Annotated in this window: 17 protein-coding genes and 5 pseudogenes; 8 read left to right on the forward strand and 14 right to left on the reverse strand. The window is 34.6% G+C overall.

The annotated features are described in order from the left end of the window. Positions 1–163: 163 nt before the first annotated feature. From A33I_RS21480 to A33I_RS20970, 4 genes are all read right to left on the reverse strand, one after another. Complete coding sequence (locus A33I_RS21480; RefSeq protein ID WP_169790061.1) at positions 164–595, reverse strand: hypothetical protein; 432 nt, start codon at positions 593–595, stop codon at positions 164–166. After that, complete coding sequence (locus A33I_RS21140) at positions 568–714, reverse strand: DUF6366 family protein (RefSeq protein ID WP_169790062.1); 147 nt, start codon at positions 712–714, stop codon at positions 568–570. Before A33I_RS21140 ends, A33I_RS21480 begins: the two co-directional genes overlap by 28 nt. Positions 715–1,205: 491 nt before the next feature. After that, positions 1,206–1,661, reverse strand: a complete 456-nt coding sequence (locus tag A33I_RS17490; protein ID WP_022629623.1) for a hypothetical protein — start codon at positions 1,659–1,661, stop codon at positions 1,206–1,208. Positions 1,662–2,170: 509 nt separating this feature from the next. Next, positions 2,171–2,326, reverse strand: coding sequence for a hypothetical protein (locus A33I_RS20970; RefSeq protein WP_022629624.1), 156 nt, complete (start codon positions 2,324–2,326; stop codon positions 2,171–2,173). A 606-nt stretch (positions 2,327–2,932) separates the two neighbouring features. Between A33I_RS20970 and A33I_RS17495 the strand changes: the two genes are divergently transcribed. Next, positions 2,933–3,613, forward strand: coding sequence for an STAS domain-containing protein (locus A33I_RS17495; protein ID WP_022629625.1), 681 nt, complete (start codon positions 2,933–2,935; stop codon positions 3,611–3,613). A gap of 288 nt (positions 3,614–3,901) precedes the next feature. On the opposite strand, the pseudogene A33I_RS21355 reads toward A33I_RS17495, so the two are convergent. From A33I_RS21355 to A33I_RS17520, 5 genes and pseudogenes are all read right to left on the reverse strand, one after another. Beyond that, positions 3,902–4,067 (reverse strand): annotated as a pseudogene (locus A33I_RS21355) (tyrosine-type recombinase/integrase); the annotation flags it as partial. A gap of 395 nt (positions 4,068–4,462) precedes the next feature. Continuing rightward, positions 4,463–5,203 carry a sporulation protein YunB gene (yunB, locus tag A33I_RS17500; RefSeq protein WP_022629626.1) on the reverse strand — a complete coding sequence of 247 codons (741 nt, stop codon included), beginning with the start codon at positions 5,201–5,203 and terminating at the stop codon, positions 4,463–4,465. A 742-nt stretch (positions 5,204–5,945) separates the two neighbouring features. Beyond that, positions 5,946–6,074 carry a hypothetical protein gene (locus tag A33I_RS21450; protein WP_012961226.1) on the reverse strand — a complete coding sequence of 43 codons (129 nt, stop codon included), beginning with the start codon at positions 6,072–6,074 and terminating at the stop codon, positions 5,946–5,948. A gap of 369 nt (positions 6,075–6,443) precedes the next feature. Further along, entirely contained in the window at positions 6,444–6,893 is a 450-nt protein-coding gene (locus A33I_RS17510; RefSeq protein WP_022629628.1) for a CBS domain-containing protein, read from the reverse strand. A 345-nt stretch (positions 6,894–7,238) separates the two neighbouring features. After that, complete coding sequence (locus A33I_RS17520) at positions 7,239–8,858, reverse strand: Na/Pi cotransporter family protein (RefSeq protein WP_022629629.1); 1,620 nt, start codon at positions 8,856–8,858, stop codon at positions 7,239–7,241. A gap of 283 nt (positions 8,859–9,141) precedes the next feature. Here A33I_RS17520 and A33I_RS21595 point away from each other — a divergent pair. Next, a pseudogene (locus A33I_RS21595) lies at positions 9,142–9,302 on the forward strand (C39 family peptidase); the annotation flags it as partial. 88 nt (positions 9,303–9,390) lie between these two features. Here the strand turns inward: A33I_RS21595 and A33I_RS17525 are convergent. From A33I_RS17525 to cadC, 3 genes are all read right to left on the reverse strand, one after another. Continuing rightward, the gene (locus tag A33I_RS17525) at positions 9,391–10,059 is read right to left on the reverse strand and encodes a CadD family cadmium resistance transporter (protein ID WP_003322298.1); all 669 of its coding nucleotides are present in this window, start codon (positions 10,057–10,059) and stop codon (positions 9,391–9,393) included. A 116-nt stretch (positions 10,060–10,175) separates the two neighbouring features. Beyond that, positions 10,176–12,347, reverse strand: coding sequence for a heavy metal translocating P-type ATPase (locus A33I_RS17530; RefSeq protein ID WP_003322300.1), 2,172 nt, complete (start codon positions 12,345–12,347; stop codon positions 10,176–10,178). Then, on the reverse strand, positions 12,340–12,708 hold the full coding sequence (gene cadC / locus A33I_RS17535; protein ID WP_003322301.1) for a Cd(II)-sensing metalloregulatory transcriptional repressor CadC: 369 nt from the start codon (positions 12,706–12,708) through the stop codon (positions 12,340–12,342). The genes A33I_RS17530 and cadC overlap by 8 nt, the downstream gene beginning before the upstream one ends. Before the next feature lie 270 nt (positions 12,709–12,978). Between cadC and A33I_RS17540 the strand changes: the two genes are divergently transcribed. Both A33I_RS17540 and A33I_RS17545 read left to right on the forward strand, forming a co-directional pair. Beyond that, complete coding sequence (locus A33I_RS17540) at positions 12,979–13,533, forward strand: recombinase family protein (protein ID WP_003322302.1); 555 nt, start codon at positions 12,979–12,981, stop codon at positions 13,531–13,533. A gap of 30 nt (positions 13,534–13,563) precedes the next feature. After that, positions 13,564–15,840 (forward strand): annotated as a pseudogene (locus tag A33I_RS17545) (Tn3 family transposase); the annotation flags it as partial. 252 nt (positions 15,841–16,092) lie between these two features. Here the strand turns inward: A33I_RS17545 and A33I_RS17550 are convergent. Beyond that, positions 16,093–16,887: pseudogene (locus A33I_RS17550) on the reverse strand (phosphotransferase). A 221-nt stretch (positions 16,888–17,108) separates the two neighbouring features. Next, positions 17,109–17,693, reverse strand: a complete 585-nt coding sequence (locus A33I_RS17555; RefSeq protein WP_022629633.1) for a hypothetical protein — start codon at positions 17,691–17,693, stop codon at positions 17,109–17,111. On the opposite strand from A33I_RS17555, the pseudogene A33I_RS20375 reads away from it, so the two are divergent. From A33I_RS20375 to A33I_RS17570, 4 genes and pseudogenes are all read left to right on the forward strand, one after another. Continuing rightward, positions 17,676–17,885: pseudogene (locus A33I_RS20375) on the forward strand (glutamate synthase-related protein); the annotation flags it as partial. The gene A33I_RS17555 and the pseudogene A33I_RS20375 overlap by 18 nt on opposite strands. 505 nt (positions 17,886–18,390) lie before the next feature. Next, complete coding sequence (locus tag A33I_RS17560) at positions 18,391–19,482, forward strand: endospore germination permease (protein WP_022629635.1); 1,092 nt, start codon at positions 18,391–18,393, stop codon at positions 19,480–19,482. Beyond that, positions 19,463–20,920, forward strand: coding sequence for a spore germination protein (locus tag A33I_RS17565; RefSeq protein WP_022629636.1), 1,458 nt, complete (start codon positions 19,463–19,465; stop codon positions 20,918–20,920). The genes A33I_RS17560 and A33I_RS17565 overlap by 20 nt, the downstream gene beginning before the upstream one ends. A gap of 3 nt (positions 20,921–20,923) precedes the next feature. Next, on the forward strand, positions 20,924–22,042 hold the full coding sequence (locus tag A33I_RS17570; protein ID WP_022629637.1) for a Ger(x)C family spore germination protein: 1,119 nt from the start codon (positions 20,924–20,926) through the stop codon (positions 22,040–22,042). Positions 22,043–22,110 lie beyond the last annotated feature (68 nt).

A 22,110-nucleotide genomic window follows, 5' to 3' on the forward strand; every position in this document is an offset into this window, starting at 1 on the left:
TTTAGTATATCATTTGTATTTTAACTTTTTTATTGAAAAATATTGACAAACTATTAGCTGGTTTAGTTTAACATTAATTTCCTTTTCTTTGCCATAGAAAAAGCATTCCTTATTGAAGGATTGCACCCGTTAGTTAAAAAAGGACTTCTATAACACTCGTATATTAATAATTGTTTATATATACAGTATCATTATAAGTCATTCCAAAATGACTATATTCTATATGAACATTATTTATTTTTTCATTATGAATGACACTAACCCCATAAATTTTATCATCTCTTAACTTTATAACTACCACATCTATATTAGAAAAACTATACTTTATCGCTTCATCAGCGTTAAAATCATCTGTTATAATAAATCCTTTTAACTCATCACTATCTTGTAATCTAGTTTCTAAGGGCTTTTCATTATTATTCACGGAAATATCTATTATCACCACGTCACGAAAACCATTGTTACCTATACCAATAATTACTGATTTATTATCTTCACTTGAAGCAATATCATCCAACTCCAGTGGTTGACTGAATTTCAATAAAAAATAACCACTAACAACAATCATCAAGAGTATAAGTATTCCAGTTTCCAACCTAATCCACCGACTAAATCTGCAAGATTACTCCCGTGGATACTGCTAGAAGGACTTTTTAGTTCTTCTTGCCTCAACTTTTCTCTTCTTATTTCCGGAGTTTCTTTCTCTTTGTCCATTTAAACATCCCCCTTCTATATCTAAAATCTTATTAAACAAAACTGCTCCTTTAGTTTAACATTAATTTCCTTTTTGTTGATAAAGAAAAAAGCATCCCTTGTTGAAGGAATGCACCCGTAAATTGAAGAATGACTACCATAACGGTTCATCTTTATCGCTTAATTTGATGAAGAAGGGAAGGATTGGAACAAATATCAGACTTAGATATCCTAATGTAAATATCCGTTGCGTCTCTGCCGAAATATATTGTTTATGCCCACAGTTTGAACAGTCTTTCCCCTTTTTTGAAAATCCGAGTGACCAAATCTCTTTGGCTTTCCATTTATAATTACATTTTGTACATTTTGCCATCTAACCATCTCCCTTCAATTCATCTTCAACAAAACTGCTACGTTACTTCAACAAGAGAAAGTCCTTTATTAAGTACCGCCTCTTTAGTATAAGAAAGAACAGTAACATGGTTTTATAATGCTCCCATATTAAAGATATTTCACTCTGAGTGATTTAAAGTTAAAATTCTCCCTATAGAAAACATATACTCTTCATTTACCTCTTCTAAGTAACCCTTTAACATAACACTTGGATCATCCAAAGCTAATGTTTGATTTTCAGACATTCCCTCAAAAGGGGCAAATACATAAAGCATTACCTCTTCGTCAGGCTGTATATTAAGTCTGTTATTGGTTGCTTCAATCTTGTATTTATTTTCTTTTATCCCGTTATCTAATTTAATTGGATATTCGAAGTGAACAATATTTTGTTTAATTACATAGTCACTTTCGTTTAAAAGTTTAATGTGATATTCAGTTCCATCATCCATATTTTGGATTTCCACTAAATCTAATTGTATTTTTTCAATATCCTCAATTCTAATTTCTGATTTATTACTACACCCAACAATAACTATTAATAAAATCATAAATAAATTAATTAATTTTTTATTCATACTTCCCCTCCACACTTCCAAATTATAGCATCATCTAATTCAGTAGTTACCGCTTTTTCTTTTTCATTAATTGTTAATTCCCATATACCTTGTATAATTTTATTATTATTCCATTATTTTACTTTCGTTCGTAGCTCGGTTACTTTATTTATTTATTTATTCAAATTAAAATGTTCCTTGCTTGAACTCCCGTATTTCACATTAAATGTTTTATCACTATTCGTCACGAAAAAAGCGTTTCTAATTAAAGAAACGCACCCGTTACTTCAGTAAATTAATCCCTGTCGTTAGTTCCAAAATATTTAATTTTGAAAAAACAAAGGACCAAATCCATCACCTTCAACTGAGAAATATGCGAAGATTGAAAAAAGCAATATTATAATAGCTACGATACAATCAAGACAGATAAAATAGTTAGGTAACAGAATGTACATGACCAACTTTAACTGAATATATACCAGCTATTAAAGTAATAACCCCCAAAAAGACAAGTAAAAAACCCAACAATATTATTCATTTCCGATAAAAACGAACCGAAAAACAATATTAAGAACACTACTTGGAGTAAAGTTCCCAGTGCAAACGACAAAAAAGTACGCAACAACAAATAGTTCTAGTGCTAGTAAACGGTGCCCAACTTGCTCCACCACTTGAAAAGCTAACATTTACCCCCAGCTCAGGTGATCAAGAACCATGTTCGTGAATCTAATGCCCATGTGAGGTTGGGGCTGAGGAGAATTTGCCGTTATTATGCAAGCTACCCCTTTGGAAGAAGGAAAAGAAGTAGCCGAAAGAGTACGTACTGAGATTGAACAAACCCCATATTTATATGGCAGCTCTCCATAACTTGACCGTCAACATTGGACTCTCCGCTTTTTTCGATGATGAAAAAGAAACCTTAATTGAACAAGCTGATTATTAAAAGGTTTAAGTCCTCTGAAGCTTGGTAGCGCTACCAGTTTAATGCTGAGAACATTTAAACTTAAATCAATAAACCGTCTCTGCTGCATTGGACAATAAAAAATCTCAAAAAAAGAAAATAGATAAAAATATGATATTCAGTGATAAAATTCACTTAGGGTAAATAAGTTGCGGGTGGGCATCATGAATACACAATCATTATTTGAATTAGCCGATCAAATCATTCTCCAAGCTTCTAGTATTGCAGAACACGCATACACCTTCGGTCTCTAGAAGATCCTGAGTATACAGAAAGAGCCGCGGAACAACAAACAGAAGCGATAAACACTTCTGCCGACTTTGTCAAACTATTGGGAGAAGGATTAAAAACACAAGATGACAAGTTCAAAATCAACATCATACAATGGGGGAAACAGGTAGGAGAAGTAGCGATCAAACATGGACGTTCCCTTGAACAAGTCTTATCAGCAACTCATTTCTTTCGGACGGCTATATGGTCATTTATTGAGGATCAGACAAAAACAAAGCAGTTGTCCGCAGGTCAAATTTTCACAATCGCAAAATCCCTTGATCCTTTATTAGATCAAGCGGTTTACGGGTTCAGTCAATCGTATGTAGAAAATTATCGGAAAATATCTGAGGTCTTCACTATGGCTTTAGATGAACTATCTGTTCCGAATGTTCCTGTATTTGATGGTGTCGCCATCCTTCCACTCGTGGGTGATATCGATACAAATCGAGCTCAGATGATTATCAATCAAACCATGCAGCGTGCCACAGAATTAGAAATATCCAAACTGATTTTGGATTTATCCGGAGTTAGTTTTGGGGATACGATGGTGGCAAATCATATTTTTAAATTAGCGGATGGTCTATCGTTATTAGGCGTAAAAACCATCATCACATGGATTAGTCCGGCCATCGCCCAAACTAGTGTGCAGTTAGACATAAAACTGGAAAGGCTTGTTACCTGCGCCACGTTAAAGCAGGCGCTTGCAAATATAGGATACGGATTACTACAGGAAACCTGATAACCTGCTAAATAGTATGCAAGAATACATTTAAAAGCGTTCTCCCCTTTCCTAAAGTGGAGAACGCTTTTATAGAGGTTGCGAGTCGATGAAATTTTCCGAAATAAAGCTAGAACTGTTTGGTTTTTCTTTTCCCATCCTTCATCGCAAAAAATCGGTATATGATAAAAGATCTCCATATTGGTCATTAATTTGCCTAACAGCAAGGACCTCATATCATCTTCCTCTTCAGAATGAAGAATCTCTTCATATTTATTTTGAATCGCAGATATTTTCATCTAGCATCCTCGTATGACGTAACATATGGGCAGTGAAAGTAATCCCTGTTGGTTTTGCCAATCTCCTTATCAAGCCTAACACACTTTGATATTTTAAGGGATGCCCCAAATAGGAGTCTATATTTAATCATGCTTTAAACCTTCCCCATATTCATGAACTGATAATCGGTATATAAAGGGCTGTAAACATACACGTTATAAAACATTTTAGAGACATACATGCCCATACAAAACAGCCTCTAATAGCGGTAAGATATATGCCAACCTTTTTAAAAATAAGGCTTCTCAACACTCTGAGACAACCATTAATGGTTGTCTCATTCTTTGTCTAAATAACCCTATAATTATTTGTACCATGACACCAAATGTTCCTTAAAATCTTCTATACTTGGAGTACTTGTTGTTATATATACACCAATAATAGAAATAGTTAACACTACAATCATTAAGCCTATAAAAATTAGATTCATTTTCATTTTATTACGCAACCCTCCTCGTTTAATTTAAACTTATCATACTTACGATAGTATTTATATCCCATACAAGCAGTGAAAAAGTAGATATATAAAAACTAATTCCCACTAGAACCTGCTGGCAAAATCATCCCCCCACCTTCTGAATAGTATTCGGGTACTTCTCCTTGTATAGTTATTAACCCTATAGGAACCGTTGTTTTAACAGCTTCGGTTTGAGTCGCAAAAGGGATTACTATTTTAGCATCTACTATAACATCAAAATTTACCGACAGTGTGGTGTTGTTTATTCCCGTATTTATTACACCATAATTAAGATCTGTCTTAACGTCTCCAATTGCAGAGAATCTAACAGGTATCTTTGGACCTAAATGAGCTAACAATGCATTATTAGTTGCTTGACCTAAAGGAATGACATAAATAATACCTCCGTCTGATGTACTAATCGCTTCAGCGTCTTCCAATTCAATTTCTACGTCAAACACCCTACCCTCCTCTATCGCTTTCAAATGTCTTTGTACACGGTTGGTCGCTTCCGATACTACCTTATTATAAACTTGGGTATTAAATTGGATCTTATTTTCAGAGTTTGTAATAAATAACTTATCCTGATGGAGATCAGACACAATTTTCTTTGAGACGGCATCATTAATTGCTTTAGTTGCAATGACCCTTGCCTCAGTTCTCGCGATTTCCATCAAAGTTGGACGAATCCCCTTTTCGATGATCCATAAACCTTGTAAAGTTAAAGCAATAAAAATAACAAAAGAAAGTAACAGAACATAACGAAATGGGAACAGGCCTGTTCTTCGAGGTCTGAATCTTCTCATAGCTCTCATGCTGAACTCTCCCTTCAGTACATTTATATGTCACCTGAGAGAGAACTTGACCGTAAACTATGTGCGAGCCTGAAAAACAAAACTCCCTCAAGTTAACCTTAGAAATTATAGTGGTGTTAAGCTCAAACCACTTTTTAGTATTTACTATCTTAATGTCAAGTCAATAATGGCCAATAAGCTCCTAGTTTCCTGCACTATTATTCCATCGACACCAGCGGCACCTGTCTCGTAAAGTCGGTATCTATCCTCTATCTTTCCGCTCGATGCCAGTGATCTATTTCCGCTTCCAACCGAGATTTTATAACGTTGAAATTGTTCAGCCCTTCCCTCCTTCTAATTTTCATTAGAAATCTTTACTACTACGGCTTCTGCTGACTTCTCACGATCCAGTCTTGTATTGTATCACTACAAGGTTTTGGTGTAGACCAGTGAGGCCTCCCCAGTTAAAGTGCGAACTTTCCCCTCCATCTATCTGCCCCATATACACCTTATGATTGTTGTAGCTATCGGATTTTAACTTCTTTGACAATCTTGTCTTTATACGTTGCTTCTTATATGCTTTCTGTTTGTCAGACCGGAGATTTGCCTCGAGCTTCCTTCAGATTCCATGTCGCCATGGACACCCTTGTTTTCTGCTATATGCTTACAGCTACCTCTTTGCACTCCTGACTTTCACCCGTTAGAGTTCGCACATGCTGGGCGAACTAAAAAAGCCCTTACTGAACGTAAGGACATTTCTTTTTTATGAAAAAGGTACTAAATCAAAAACGTAATAGGCAACCAAAAATGCAACGATCATCATAAAAATCCCTACCACTAAACCTATCAATGGCTCAGTTAATCCACTCTTCGTCGTTTTCTTTTTCGACACTAATATCATCTCCTCTAATTTTTTAATTATTCAAAACAAAAAAAGAGAAAAATGTACTTTGAAACTTAATTGTTAAAAGATTAAGCTTAATCTTTATTAGAGGTACAGATGAACGTAAGAACTCCATAATAAACTTTGAATATTGGTTCCTACTTAATGAATAAGTTATCCATAAGACCGCTGCTTGTACAGATAGTAAGAAAGTAGACGAACTTAATCCACCAACAATAACTAATGACTTCAAATCATCCGAATGAAATTTTTCATACCCTTCGTCAATAGACACATTATCAATGTGAATATAAGATTTCAAGAAAAAAGTCAGTAATAATACAAGGACCATTAATAGTTTATGTATCATGAATTCACCTAGTTTATTATCTTATCATTTATTTCTCGTAATAATTCGAATACGTTTAAGTCACCAATTACGGAATTTGCCTCATCCACTACAGGAAGTTCTTGAAGATCATGTATCAGCATTAATTCAAACGCTTCCTCTAATGTGTCCGTTAGTTTAACAGAAATGGGTGAACACATTATGTCTTCTGCCTTTGTATCTTCTGAAATAAAAGTAAATAACCTATTTATAGACATTGCTTTAGGGGTAGTAATTCCTTTTCGTACAGCAATTATTTTCATTAATTCATTAAGTGTGATAATCCCAATTAATTTTTTCTGTTTATCTAACACATATACAGAACGGTGTATAGGATCTTTATTTATCAGTTTATTTTGAACGTCCACTATTAATTCTTTCGAGTGTACCGTAATAGGTTCTTTTGTAAGCTTTCGATAACACTTAGCTACTGGCGACATTCGAAACACTCCCCTTTTTGTTCCTTCTTTCAATATAGAAGATAACAAATCCAAAGGTAAACAAGATAACCTTTATTACGAATGTCTTATACATAACCGCTTCGGAAAACATTTGTATACCAGTGAATTGATAATAACCAAAAGCAAAAAACCTTATTAAAGCAACAATTGCACCTATAGAAATGATCAGTAGTCCCTTTGGTATCATCTTTTTCATCCTTTTTGACAGATTTTTTCTGTACTTAACTTGTATATTAAGATAAGTACATTTATATAGAGAATGGTTAAAATTGTTTTATTGGATAATCAAATAAGCGACTAAATAAGTCGCTTTTCCGTTAACTATTATTCCCCTATAACTTCTTCGGCAATATTAACAGCATGATCTCCTACACGCTCTAAATTACTAACAATATCTACATAAACAATTCCAGCTGTCCCCGTACATTTGTTTTCATTTACACGAATAATATGTTTCTTTCGAAGATCTCTCTCCATTTTATCAATCTTCTCTTCTTTTTCAAGAACAGATCTAGCTTCTTCAATTTCATCTAAGTCCAGAGCTTTTATTGCTTGTCTGAGTGTAGAAACAGTCAATTCAAACATTTCATCTAAATCTGCAATTGCCGATTCAGAGAACGTTACCTTATTCGTAATTTGATACTCAACAAGCTCCATAATATTTTCCATATGGTCTCCAATACGCTCAAGGTCTCTAACCGTATTCATAAGAGTATGGTGCACCTTTGAATCTTGACCGGATAAAGAATGAGAAGAAACCTGTACAAGATAATCAGTAATTTTATTATCCAAGTTATTAATTGCATTTTCGTACTGTGGAACAAGTTCTCTGTGTTTCTTCCCTTGTGTTTTAAAATATAGACTAACTTCTTGAATTCCCTTTTCTGTTAAATCTGCCATACGCATTACTTCCTTTTTTCCTTGACCAAGTGCTATAGCAGGAGATTTTCTAATGAATTTTTCATCTAAATGGACGGCCTTATATGGAATTGCCGTATCTTGACCTGGAATTAACTTGACCACAATCCAAGCAAGCACTGCTATGAATGGTAATTGAATAATTGCATTTGATACATTGAAAATCCCATGCGCAAACGCAATGGTCATTTCTGGGTTTAACCCCAAACTATCACGAATGTATTCTATTAGAGTTGTAAAGGGTCTTAAAACGATTAATACAATAGTTGTCCCAACAAGGTTAAAAATAACATGTGTTAAAGCCGCACGCCTTGCTGCAATAGAAGCACCAATTGATGCTAATACTGCTGTAATTGTGGTACCTATATTATCTCCAAAAAGAACTGGTAATGCTGCATCCAAATCCATTAATCCTTGACCAAATAAAGTTTGAAGTAACCCGATCGCAGCTGATGAACTTTGAACAGCAACCGTAAATAGTGTACCAATAAGAACACCTAATAGCGGATTTTCACTCATGCTCACTGTTAAATCTGCAAATGCCTGTACATCCCGAAGTGGTTTAAGACCATCTCCCATTAAATTAAGACCTAAAAACAAAGAACCAAATCCAAATATAACTTGTCCATAGTTGTTAATCTTAGGGTTTTTAAAGAAGAAAATGAAAAAAGTCCCTACTGCCATAATGGGCAATGCATATGTTGAAATTTTAATACCAATTATAAAGGCTGTTACAGTTGTACCTATATTAGCCCCAATAATAACACCAATTGCTTGCTTTAATGTCATGAATCCGGCGTTTACTAACCCAATTGTCAACACCGTTGTTCCTGTACTGGTTTGAAGTAAAATGGTTACAAAAATCCCGGCAAGCACACCCATTATCGGGTTGGTTGTAAAACGGTCAAGTAGATCTCTCAGTCCATCACCTGCAACCTTTTGAAGACCATCCCCTAAGTATTTAATCCCAAATAAAAAGATGCCAAGTCCTCCAAAAAACATAAAAAGAAGTGCTTGCAAATCCATATTCATCATCCCTTTAAGGGGTACCACCAACAGTTTGACATAAAACCCACGCTAAGCAAATTTCGACATAAAATAAGCCTATGATTCCTACGCTAAGAAATCATAGGCTTATTAGTAACTATTATAGTAGTTTTATTATCTGTATAATTCCAGACATATTTCCATTTGGTTATTCATGCAATCAATCCAAACATGCTGGTACTTACCATTTTTAGGGTTCCTTTGTGGTAACTCCTCAGTTTTTTCTATTTCACCTGTGTTGCAAATTAATCTAATAGGGCTTCATAAGCTGCACTCTGTATTAGTAACAGGATATGATATGACCAATGCTATATTTACTTTAGTGATCCACTAGCAAACACAAAGAATAAAAAGGCCAAAATAGCAGACTTTGAAGCTGCATGGGTGCAACTGGGTAGACAAGCAATTACTTATATCCAATAGTTAGTTGGTTAAGGTAGGTTCCGTTATTTGTAAATAAGAAAAACAAAAGTCCCAACTGTTAACTAGAGGGACTTTTGAAGATTATTTTTTAATAATTTATTAAACTCAAAAGGGCACTGAAAGTTTCGTTCTCCACCATGATATAGATTCCTAAACCAATAAAGACAATGGGTATAATCCATCTACCGTAATTCTCTAAGGTTTCAGAGACATGTTTAAAAGCTGCCAAACGATATCCAATAAAACACCAAATCGCAACCATAATAAAGAAAGTAATAACCGTTACTGCTAGTTGGTTCATGGTTAAAGTAGAGAAGAAAGGAACATATATTCCAATGTTATCTCCGCCATTAGCAAATGTTATAAATGCTACACTTAAAAAGACACTATTATACTTTCCAGAATTTAAACTTGAAAGAATTGCATTTTCATCCTCATCTTCTCCCTTTATAAACAACATAATCCCTAAATAGATTGGGATTAGTCCAAGTAATCCTACCCATTTCTCTGGAATTAACATAACTCCAAAAGTTCCTAAGAGACTAACTACTACTAACAAGGTAAAACCTAGATATTGTCCAATAATTATATCCTTAGGGGATATATGCTTATTCTCTGTCTGGTTACCTTTTAAACCTTCACTCGTTTTCACCTGTGCTTTTGCCTGTGAAAATAGCAGCATCAAAACAAAAATATCATCAATATTGGTAACTATAAATGCCCCTATTGCAGAAATAACGTTCAAAATTAAAGTCAATTACATCAACTCACTAACTGATTTTTTATTATATTTAGAAGTTATACTAATAATGAGTCCTTTTTAAAAAAGGAATTTCCATCTGTCTGGAAGAGCCCTTTTTAGCACTTTTTCCTTTATTCTTTCACTCTCATTAGTCGCAAACCATTTAGAGCTACTAGAAGGGTTGCGCCCATATCGGAAAGAATGGCAATCCAGAGCGTTAACCAACCTGGGATAACCAATAGTAAGGCAATAAATTTAATAGCAATTGCAAAAGTAATGTTAGCTTTGATGATATTAAGAGTTTTCCGGCTAAGTTTTACAGTGAATGGAAGTTTTCTTAAATCGTCTCCCATTAGAGCGACGTCTGCAGTTTCTAAGGCTGTGTCTGTACCAGCTCCACCCATTGCAATCCCAACTGTTGAGGCCGCCAATGCAGGTGCATCATTGACCCCATCTCCTACCATTGCTACGTTGCCATACTCGGATCTCAACTGTTTAATAAAGTCTAATTTGTCCTGTGGCATTAATTCTGCCTCTATATCAGATACTCCAACCTGCCCTCCGATAGCATTCGCAGTACCTTTGTTATCACCAGTAAGCATAATTGTTTTTTTGATTCCAAGTTGATGTAACTTTTGAAGAATTTCCTTACTTGACTCACGAACTTCATCAGCAACTGCAATAACTGCAAGTATTTCTTTTTCGGTTCCAATAATCATGGCTGTCTTACCTTGATTTTGAAGAGTAGTAACATTTTGCTCTAAGTCTTTATCGAAATCATTAGTCAATAATTCCTTAAAGAGTTTCGGGCTACCGATGTAATAAGTCGTCCCGTTTACGATACCCTTTATACCCTTTCCTGTGATAGAAGAGAAATCCTCTACCTGTACGTCAGAATAAGTAATGTTTTCTTCTTCTGCTTTTTTCATGATGGCTGAAGCAAGAGGATGCTGAGAACGATACTCCAATGCAGTAATAATGGATAGTAATTCTTTTTCATTTATCTGTTTGTTCAACACATTATAATCAGTTACAGCTGGGACCCCTTTTGTTAATGTTCCTGTTTTATCGAATGCAATAGCCTTTAAGGCGCCCATTTCTTCTAAATACACTCCGCCTTTTACAAGGACCCCTTTTTTCGCAGCATTTCCAATCGCTGAAACAATAGAAATAGGAGTCGATATAACCAACGCACAAGGACAACCAACAACAAGAACAGCTAATCCTTGATAAATCCATGTTTCCCAACTGCCATCAAAGAATAATGGAGGGACTATAGCAACTAATGCTGCAATGATCATAATAATCGGTGTGTAATATTTTGCGAATTTATCAACAAATGCTTGCGAAGGAGCACGTTCCCCTTGTGCTTCCTCTACAAGATGAATAATTTTAGAAATTGTTGTATCTTCTACAAGTTTCGTTATTTCTACTTCAAGTAATCCTTCTTCATTTAAGGTACCTGCAAATACTTCATTATCAACCGTTTTCTCGACAGGGACTGATTCACCTGTAATAGCTGCTTGGTTAACGGCAGAGTACCCACTTACAACTACACCATCCATCGCAATCTTTTGACCAGGTTTTACAATCATGATATCCCCAACAGCAATATCATCAACATGAATCATTATTTCTTGTCCATTACGTCTAACAAGTGCCTCTTTAGGAGCGATATCCATTAATGAACGAATCGATTGTCTTGCTCTATCCATAGAGAATCGCTCAAGTGCTTCACTGATTGCAAAGAGAATAACAACAATGGCAACTTCTGCCCATTCTCCAATAATAGCACCACCTATAACAGCCACTGTCATAAGGGTTTTCATATCAAATTCAAAACGTAGTAAGTTTTGCAAACCAACTTTAAAAAGTGATAATCCTCCGATAAACATGGATGCTAAAAACAATAAGGTAGTAACAATGTTCTCTTCTCCATTCACATACGAGGAAAGATAACCAAAGGCAATCAATAAGGAAGCATAAAGTAGAGTACTATGCTTTTTATAAAACGGCACTTTATCTTCTTTCGTATCTTCTTTTACCTCTTGTGATGCTTGGCGAGCAGATTTTTCAGGTGTCACTTTGAGATTCTCAAATGCACCTGCTTTTTCTAGTTCTTCTATCGTTGCATTACCATAAACAGCAATTTTAGATGCACCAAAATTTACTTTTGCATCCTCAACTCCAGATAGCTGTTTTACATTTTTTTCGAATTTACCCGCGCAGTTTGCGCAAGTAAAACCTTGTACACGATAGGCCTTCATTTCTTGTTCAGATGTTATTGCCTTTTGATCAGACATTGACATTCACTTCTTTCTTATGTTCTAGTACAATCATCATTATTTGTCTAATATGTTCATCGTCTAACGAATAAAACGCTAGTTTTCCTTCTTTTCTATATCTTACAATCCCCTGCTTATGAAGGGTCCTTAAATGATGAGAAGCATTTGCCACCGTAATACCAATAATATTTGCTATATCACACACACATAACTCTTCATCTTGACACAAAGCATAGGTAATCTTTGCCCTATTTTCATCCGCAATTGCTTTTAACATTTGGGCAACACTAACAATATCGATTGTTTTTAAATCACCTTGTATTCGATTGACCTTTTCCTCGTCATAACAAAAAATTTCACAAGTATCTTTCTTATTCACATTATCACCCCATTGATATTCAAGTGTTCACTTGAATATAGTATATACCTTTCCTTGGTTAATATTCAAGTGAATATTTGAATGAAAAACATAAAATGATTTTTCTAATAGTAATTCCCATTAACGAACGTTTAAGGGAAAAACTTTACCTATCTATAGTACACATGATTTTTGGCGTTTTCTAATCCCTAAACCCTTCCCGTATTCATCTTCCCTAAAATTGACTTATAATCCGAATTAGGGAACAATTATTCTTGGGGAGGGAATTTAATGGGAAAAGTTTTTGGATATGCTCGTGTTTCTACTCAAGATCAAATTTTAGATCTTCAAATTGATGTTTTAGAAAAAGCAGGCGCAGCTGTTATTTACAAAGAGAAAATAACTGGAACGAGAAAAGAACGTCCAGAATTAGAACAACTCCTAAAGGCTATAAGTAAAGGTGATTCTGTGGTCGTTTATAAGTTGGATCGTATCTCAAGGTCTACAAAACATCTAATTGAATTGGTTGAAACCTTTGAAGAAAAAGAGGTCAATTTTATTTCCATACAGGATAATATTGATACATCAACAGCTATGGGACGTTTTTTCTTCCGAACAATGGCGAGTATTGCTGAACTAGAACGAGATATTATCAGTGAGCGTACAAAATCAGGATTACAATCTGCAAGAATGAGAGGCCGAAATGGGGGGAGACCTTCCAAAGACCCCAAGTTGGTGGAACGTGCTTTAAAACTACATTCATCTAAACAATATAGCATCAAAGAAATTACGGATATGACGGGTGTTAGTAAATCAGTGTTGTATCGAGCTTTAGAAAAAAATTAAACCTTCGGGTTGGATTAGGGGGATTTTCCTGTGTATCTAAGAGCAAGAGAACTACTTACACCTGATCAAAGAAAGGATTTTTTGTTAATCCCGTCTACTTTAAGTAATTGGGAATTAGCGTATTACTATACCCTTACACAAGATGATATTGAGGTAATAAGACGTAGAAGAAGAGATCATAATCGATTGGGATTCGCTATTCAAATTTGTCTTTTTCGTTACCCTGGTTGGTCTCTTTCAGATATCAAGAATGTTCCTGATAAGGTGATAAACTATGTTGCTAATCAGTTACAAGTAGATGCAAGTGAATTTAAGCTATATTCTGAACGAGAGCAAACGAAACATGAACATATGGAGGAAATACGAAAGTATTATGGTTTTTCTAATTTTTCAGCACAGTCATATCGGATTATTTCACAGGCATTACTCCCCCATGCAATTGAAAATTCAAATGCACTGTTCCTAATAAGGATGACTTTAGAAGAAATGCGAAAGCGAAAAATCATTCTGCCTGCTATGACAACGATTGAAAGATTAGTATGGGAAACAAGGCGAAGGGCAGAGGAGAAAGTATATAATTCACTCTATAAACCGTTATCTCCATGGCAAAAACAACAATTGGAGAAATTAATTGATACCCCTTCCGATAAATCCAAAACTAAGCTTGGATGGCTAAGGGAAATACCAGGTCAGTCATCACCAGATGCTTTTTTAAAAGTAATTGAGAGATTAGAATATGTTCGTTTATTAAATCTTTCAACAGAGTCCGAAAATATTCACTCGAATAGGCTGCTTCAGCTTGCTAGGCTAGGCGCCCGATATGAACCTCATTCCTTTCGGAGGTTTAATGAGAATAAAAGGTACGCTATTCTTGTAGCTCACCTTTTAACTCTTAGTCAAGATCTAATCGATCAAGCTATCGAAATTCATGACCGCCAAATTATGATCTTACAGTCAAAGGGTAGAAAAGCACAAGAAGAACTGCAAAAGCAAAATGGAAAATCTATCAATGAAAAAGTACTGCACTTTGCGGATATTGGTGAAGCTTTAGTAAAAGCACGAAATGAAGAGCTAGATCCATTTGAAGTATTAGAGAAAATAATGCCTTGGGAAAGGATTGTTGATTCTATAGAAGAAGCAAAACGTTTAGCTCGTCCTATGGACTACGATTACTTAGATTTGTTGGTCACCCGGTTTAGTTACCTTAGAAAGTATACACCGGTACTTCTCAGTAAATTGGAGTTCCGTACGACTCAGGCTTCTGAGCCTTTATTGCGCGCTCTAAATGTCTTGCGTGAAATTAACAATAATAAGAAACGCCATATTCCCGAAGGCGCGCCATTGGATTTTGTGCCAAAGAGATGGCAGAAACATGTCTATGATGAAGATGGAAATATTAATCGAAAGTATTATGAATTAGCAGCATTAACCGAATTAAAAAACCATATCCGTTCAGGAGATATATGGGTTGCTGGAAGCAGGTTACATAAGGATTTTGAAGAATACTTAGTCACTAAAGATAATTGGGATGAAACTAAGAATACAGGCAATAGATTAGCTGTTGGTATGTCAGCTCAAGAATATATAATTGAGAGAAATACTGCTTTAAATGAAAGATTAGATTATATATTGGAAAACATAGATTCTCTTGAGGGAATAAGTATTGACAAGTCAAGGATACGACTTGACCGTTTAGAGAAAGATACACCGGAAGATGCCAAATCTCTTAGCCAAACTTTATATAACATGTTACCACGGGTAAAACTTACTGATTTATTGATTGAAGTTTCAAATTGGACAGGATTCGATGAACACCTTGCTCATGCGTCTAGTAATCGTCCACCTAAGGGAGAAGAAAAGTCTATTGTAATGGCTACGATTATGGCTATGGGAACCAATATCGGTCTTACCAAAATGGCTGAAGCAACACCAGGAATCACCTATCATCAGTTAGCTAATGCAGCCCAATGGCGATTACATGAGGATTCTTTGAGTAAAGCTCAAGCTACTTTAGTAAATTTTCAACATCATCTTTCTTTATCAAAATATTGGGGAAATGGGAGTACCTCATCTTCGGATGGCATGCGTGTACAAGTTGGCGTCTCTTCTCTTCATGCTGATGCTAACCCACACTACGGAACAGGGAAAGGAACTACTATCTATAGATTCACCAGCGATCAATTTTCTTCTTTTTATACAAAGGTTATTAACACAAACGCTAGGGATGCTGTACATGTCATCGATGGATTGCTTCATCATGAATCAGAATTATCCATTGAAGAGCATTATACGGATACGGCTGGTTATCAATACCTTTTTATAAAAAAATTAGAATTATAATGTGATCTTTCATTGTAGACATGTATTTAAAGAATGATTTAAAAATGACTAACGATTCAAAGTCGTTAGCCATCATCTTCTGCAATCGCGCCCGATTGCGGAAGACTCGATTTCGAGATAACTTATATATGTTCTTCGATTAAAACTCCGAGATTGTTTAAGGCGTGATCTGGAGATATCAAATAGTCTAGTCCCTTTAAAATCAATTTATTACTCTGATTAATACCACTCTCTCCTATGTTCACGAATGAATTCTATATCCTTTTCATAATGCTCAAGGTGTCCTTCGGCTATCATTTTTTGAAATGCAGTGTCTCCTTCGTTGGATTTTCTCTTTATGTATTTACATAACCCTTCTAACCGTAACAATACCATCTCTAAATAGTCTTCATCTATACCTTCAATATCGTAAGAGTTAAAGAACAACTTGATTCTTGTTTTGATCCTTTCTGCATCATATAAAGTATTATAATTGACTGTCTCACCTTTTTCATTATGATAAAGTCTGCTTAAAGGAACGCATATATAGAGGGTGTAAGCTATGTCCCAAAGTCTTGGGCCGGGAGCTGCAACATCAAAGTCAATAATGCCTACTGGCTGTTCATGATTAAAAATAATATTGTACACAGCAAAATCATTATGACAAAGGACCTCTCTATTTATAGGAGTATTGTCAATTGGAATCCATTCATCAAACAAAGGAAAGTCACTAACTGCGTCATGGTAAAGACGAAGCATATGTGCTATTTCTTTTAACACATCATTTGACCACATATATTTTTTCAAAGGGTAATTTCCAGCCTATCCTTCAATGAAGGATAATATCTCCCTGTATTTTTCATCAATACCCAAAAACTTCGGAGCATAATTAAAACCTTTGCTCTCTAAGTGCTGCAATAATTTATGTATTTTCAAACTATTAGGTTTTATTTCTCGTCGAACAGTATCTTCAAATCGATATACATTTGAGACATTCCCTCCAGCTAACTTTTCTTCTTCCTTAGAGTTTGACATTGTATTCATCTCCCTTACTAACAATTAAGGCACTCTATATTACCTCCTATCATTCGTTGTTAGAAGAAAAAACGATTGCCTATATTGAACAATCGCTCCATTTAAACGGAATAAAGAAAAAGGTGTAGATTTTACATGCTCTCCAGAGGGATATCTAAACCACAAAAAAACCGGGATGATATATCACCCCGGTTGGATTATAATAACTTTTCTTTATGGTTTTAGTGGTACATAAAACCTACCCCTCGTTTCCAAGATCCATCTTTACCTGTTAATATAAATCTGTAACTTGATAAAATCTGCACACCAAAAGTAGCCTCTGTAGTTGCTAGCTTAGGGTATGTCCTACTACCCATGAAGGCACCGTCGCTTACTCTATATAGGTTGAAAGTTACTGGCAAATTTATGGTTGTTTGTATTCTAACTTTTAAAGTGCTAGTCGTAGCGCTTATATGATTCCTACCAGGAAGAGAGGGACCGAGGAAATCAAATTCAAAACCAACATTTTGGATGGAGAAATCATCTTCCTTAACTGGAGAAGCATTGAAAACCTTATCTGGATTGTTTTTTTGATCGCGCTCAACTCTTTTGGAAAGTTGTTTAGATTCTTCTTCTGTTAAGTCGCCTTCTTTACTTAATAGTTCAATAAATCTCTCATCGCTTATAATAGGTTCTTCTACTGGAGAAGCGTACATTACTTTGTCTGGGTTAGCTTCCATATCCCTTTTGACTTGTTCAGCTAATCTTATTGCTTCTTCTCTATCAATGTCTTTGTCTGTTAAGATTTCACTAGCTTCCCCGCACAAACGTCACCATTTCCAATTGATGGTGAAGAAGTAGTAGATGTTGCCGTTACCATTGGTCCAAAGGCAAAAAAAACAATGAAAATAAAAATTCCACTTTTGATCAGTGGAATGGCATATGGGATTGCACTTAGTGAACAAGCAAGGCTTTCTTTGGCGGAAGCAGCAAAAAAGACAGGAACTGCGATTAATTCAGTTCAGGTTTTGAATTTGCTGAAATGGTGTTAAACAAAGCCCTTCGTAATTTCCGAAAAGAGATTTTGTTTTGCATAATTCTCCGCAAAACGTCCGAAAGAAATAATTTTGGTTTTATCCTCGGAAATTTCCAAGTTAAATTTCTTTAATCTGCATTTTAATGATTGGAATTGCCATAGTTTCCTGAATATAATAGATCCATAAATTTGTTATTTCTGCAGAAGTTAATCTTTTTTTAATCAAATCCAATCTTTCAAATCCTTTCGTTGTAAACTTTTGCTTTTAAAATTTTATTAATAATGTGCTACTAATGAAAGTTTTTTATTCCATTGTCAACTGAAACAAAATTATTAAGTCATTTTTAAAGCTTTGTAAATTATCCTGTTCGTTTTGTTGTTGACTTTAACAATTTAAACAATTTTTTATACACTCTCGTGAATTTTTTTCAGCTTCAAGGCTAAACTATGCAAGTAATTATAATTAGCTGATTTTAAGGGGGTTTTCCATGAATCAAAAGATGATTCAAGCTGTTCATATTTATATCTTATTTATTATGTCTACAGGATTCATGGTACATGTTCTAATTATCCCAGCTATATTATCAACCGCTAACAGGGATGCCTGGTTAAGTGTCATTTTCAGTACGATACCATTTATCCTCTGGATTCTGCTTGTTTTTCATATTTATAAAAAATTAAATACTCATGATGATATTCTCTCTTTACTTAAACGAAAATTATCTCAATCCGGGGTTTTTATAATATTTTCAATAGTATTCGGAGCCTATTTTCTAATTTCTGCCTTTATTACTCTTAAGTATACTTTTTTTTGGGCAAATGCTAATTATACTTTTGAGGTCCCTAATTTTGTCAGTGTATTGTTATTCGGACTCATTTGCTTGTATGCGTCTGTGAAAGGAATACGAACGATAAGTACGATTGCTTTTCTAGTGTTTCCATTAGTGTCATTTTTCGGATTTTTAGTAGGTTTCGGAAATTCGAAAAATAAGAATTATGAACTGTTATTTCCGATATTTGAGAATGGATACATAGATTTTCTTCATGGTTTAGTGTATAGCTGTGCTGGTTTGTTTGAAATGATCTTTCTTTTGTTTTTAACGTCTTTTATTAAAGACAGATTAAAGATTAAATGGCTTATATTGGTTGGGATCATCCTTGTGTTTTTAATCTTAGGTCCACTTGTGGGAGCCATTTCACAATTTGGTCCAGAAGAAGCAACAAAATTGAAGAATCCAGCTTATGAGCAGTGGAAGCTTTTAGAAATTAGCGAGCATATTACTCGACTTGATTTTCTTTCAATCTTTCAATGGCTCTCTGGAGCATTTGTTCGGATAAGCTTATCATTATTTATTGCAGACAAACTATTTTTATCAAACAAAAGGAAAAAATGGGGTCTTCCTATCCTTTATTTACTATTAATCATTGGTGCCTCCATTCCTTGGAATGCTACCTCATTTTTTTACTTTTTACAAAATTATTTTTTCCCTTTTAGCCTTATTTTTCAAATTTGCACGCTACTGATTTTTTTACTAATCATTCATTTAAAAGGAGATCAACATGAAGAAAGTTCAACCTAATAAAAAAGTCGTCAGCATAGAACAATTGAAAATTTGGTTTGAAGGTTCTTCTGATACCGTGATAAAAACGAGGGACTATCAAGATCATACTTTGGATTTTTTGTATTGTCCTCAATTAGTAGATATGAAATTTATAAATGAGGTTATTTTTCCAACTATTAATGAAGTTATAGAAAAGAACGGTCACTTAAATTTTGAATTATTAAATAATGTTCTGGAGGCCAATAAGCTTAAAGATATACATACCGTTAAAACAGAGACAGAGGAAAAACTATTTTCAGGTGAATTAATCATATTTAATCATCATTTAAACGATCTTTACTTTCTACCCGTATCAAATCTTCCAAAACGAGGTCCTGAAGAATCTAACATGGAATCCTCAATTAGAGGGCCAAGGGATGGATTAGTAGAAAATATATCGGATAATATGGCATTAATTCGTCAGAGATTAAAAACATCATCATTAAAAAGCATTGATTATACAATTGGTGAAAGAAGCAGAACGAAAATCTTATTACTTTATATAAATGATATTATGAATCCTTCTATTCTTGAAGATGTCAAAAAGCGATTAGATTCCATAAAGGTAGATAGTGTCGCTAGCAGTTACGAAATTGAGGAATTCCTATATGACAAAACCTTTTCACTATTCCCTTTGATGGAGAATTCAGGCAGACCAGACTTTGCTGTTCAATCCTTAACACAAGGAAGATTTGTGATCATAGTAGATGGAAATCCGACTTGCCTAATAGGACCCGCAAATTTAAATCAACTATTATATTCACCAGAAGACGCTCATGATAGTTTTTTTTACGTTAGTATGGTCCGTGTTCTGCGGTTTTTGGCTATATCTACGACGATTTTCTTACCTGGTTTTTATATTTCGTTAATAACCTTTCAACTTGATCAAATTCCTTATTCACTTATCGCAACAATATCTGCCTCTAGAATTGGCTTGCCTATATCTGCGCCTATGGAAGTTTTTATTATGCTTGTTTTATTTGAATTATTTAAAGAAGCCGGGGTACGCCTACCTAAGGCTGTTGGACAAACTGTTGCTGTTTTAGGCGGATTATTTATTGGTGATGCTGCGATTCGTGCAGGGTTAACATCTCCATCCTGTTTGGTCATTGTTGCTGTTACAGTGATATCAGGTTATATCCTAAGTAATCAAACCCTGGCAGGCAATCTCGTGATTCTGCGATTTCTAGTTTTAGCCTTTTCAGGTCTATTTGGATTATATGGCTTCTTTATTTCTTTTTTTCTCATTCTAACAAACGTGGTTTCATTAGAAAGCTTTGGTCAGCCGTATATGTCGTATTTATCCAAACCCCATGGAGCAGATATCATTAAAAATATGTTGAAGTTGCCTTATCGATTTATGAAGAAGCGAAATCAAGCATACCAACCTATTGATAGCGATAGTCAAAAGGAGTAATATATGAAAAAGATTTTATTGATCATCATGATAAGCAGTCAGATTTTTTTCCTGACTGGGTGCTGGGGTGCAAAAGAAATACAAAGTCAAACTTATATTACAGCTTTAGGACTAGATTACGCTGAAGGAGAATTTATCGCCTATATTCAAGCCTTGAATTTTGCCAATATCGCGAATCAAGAAGGCGCTTCTTCTCTACAGCAAGCCTCCCCCATCTTAATTGGAGAAGCTAAAGGAAAAACAATACAGGCCGCTTTAAGCAAATTAGAACAAAAGTCGGCATTACCTCTCTATTACGGGCATGTTGAATCCATTCTTTTAAGTGAAAATCTTATAAAGGAGCAAATGAAGTCCGTCATCGAATTTATTGGACAAAATTCTTTACTTAGATACAATATATGGCTTTTTGGTACGGAACAGGATATTAAACAAATTTTAACAAGTGAGAGCTTTTTTAATTTCCCATCTTTATATACAATCATCCATAATCCCAAAACCCTAACTGAAAACAACTTTTTTATTCCCATTGAAAAGTATAATAAATTTATCTCGACCTATTCCCAGCCAGTTGGTACACAGATCATACCTTCATTAGAAATGAATAAAACTCATTACTCAGAGGATGAAGAAAAGAAAAATATTGCTGTTGTTACCGGAGGATTTGTCATTTCACAGAAACAATATAAAGGATGGGTAAATAAAAAAGACCTAGTTGGCTTAAAATGGTTTTCTAAAAAAGCTACTAATATCCCTCTCTCCCTCTTTGAAGAAAAAGTAAGTGTAATCATACAGAAACCTAAAAAAACAATTGAAGTAGTAAATGGTTATAAACCTTCCTATCACTTAATTGTAAAAGCCAATGCAGTATTGATTCAAAATGAGGAAGATATTAGTATAGATAAAATTAAAAAAGTATTAGAAAAGAAAATTAAAAGGGAAATATTAAAGACGATGGAGAAAAGTGAAGAAATAAATGCAGATTTGTTAAATATAAGTGAAAAAACATATCGATATCATCTGAAAAAGTGGGATGTAAGTGCAATTAATTCGATTGATAAAGAATCTATAGAACATATTGAAGTAAAGATACACATTGAACAAAATATAAACTATAAACATTAAAAGGACAATATTTGAAACATGGAAGATGCAATTGCTTTGCTCACTTAACAAAATTAATAGTCATACTT

It is taken from the genome of Alkalihalophilus marmarensis DSM 21297 (assembly GCF_000474275.2).
Classification (GTDB): domain Bacteria; phylum Bacillota; class Bacilli; order Bacillales; family Bacillaceae_D; genus Alkalihalophilus; species Alkalihalophilus marmarensis.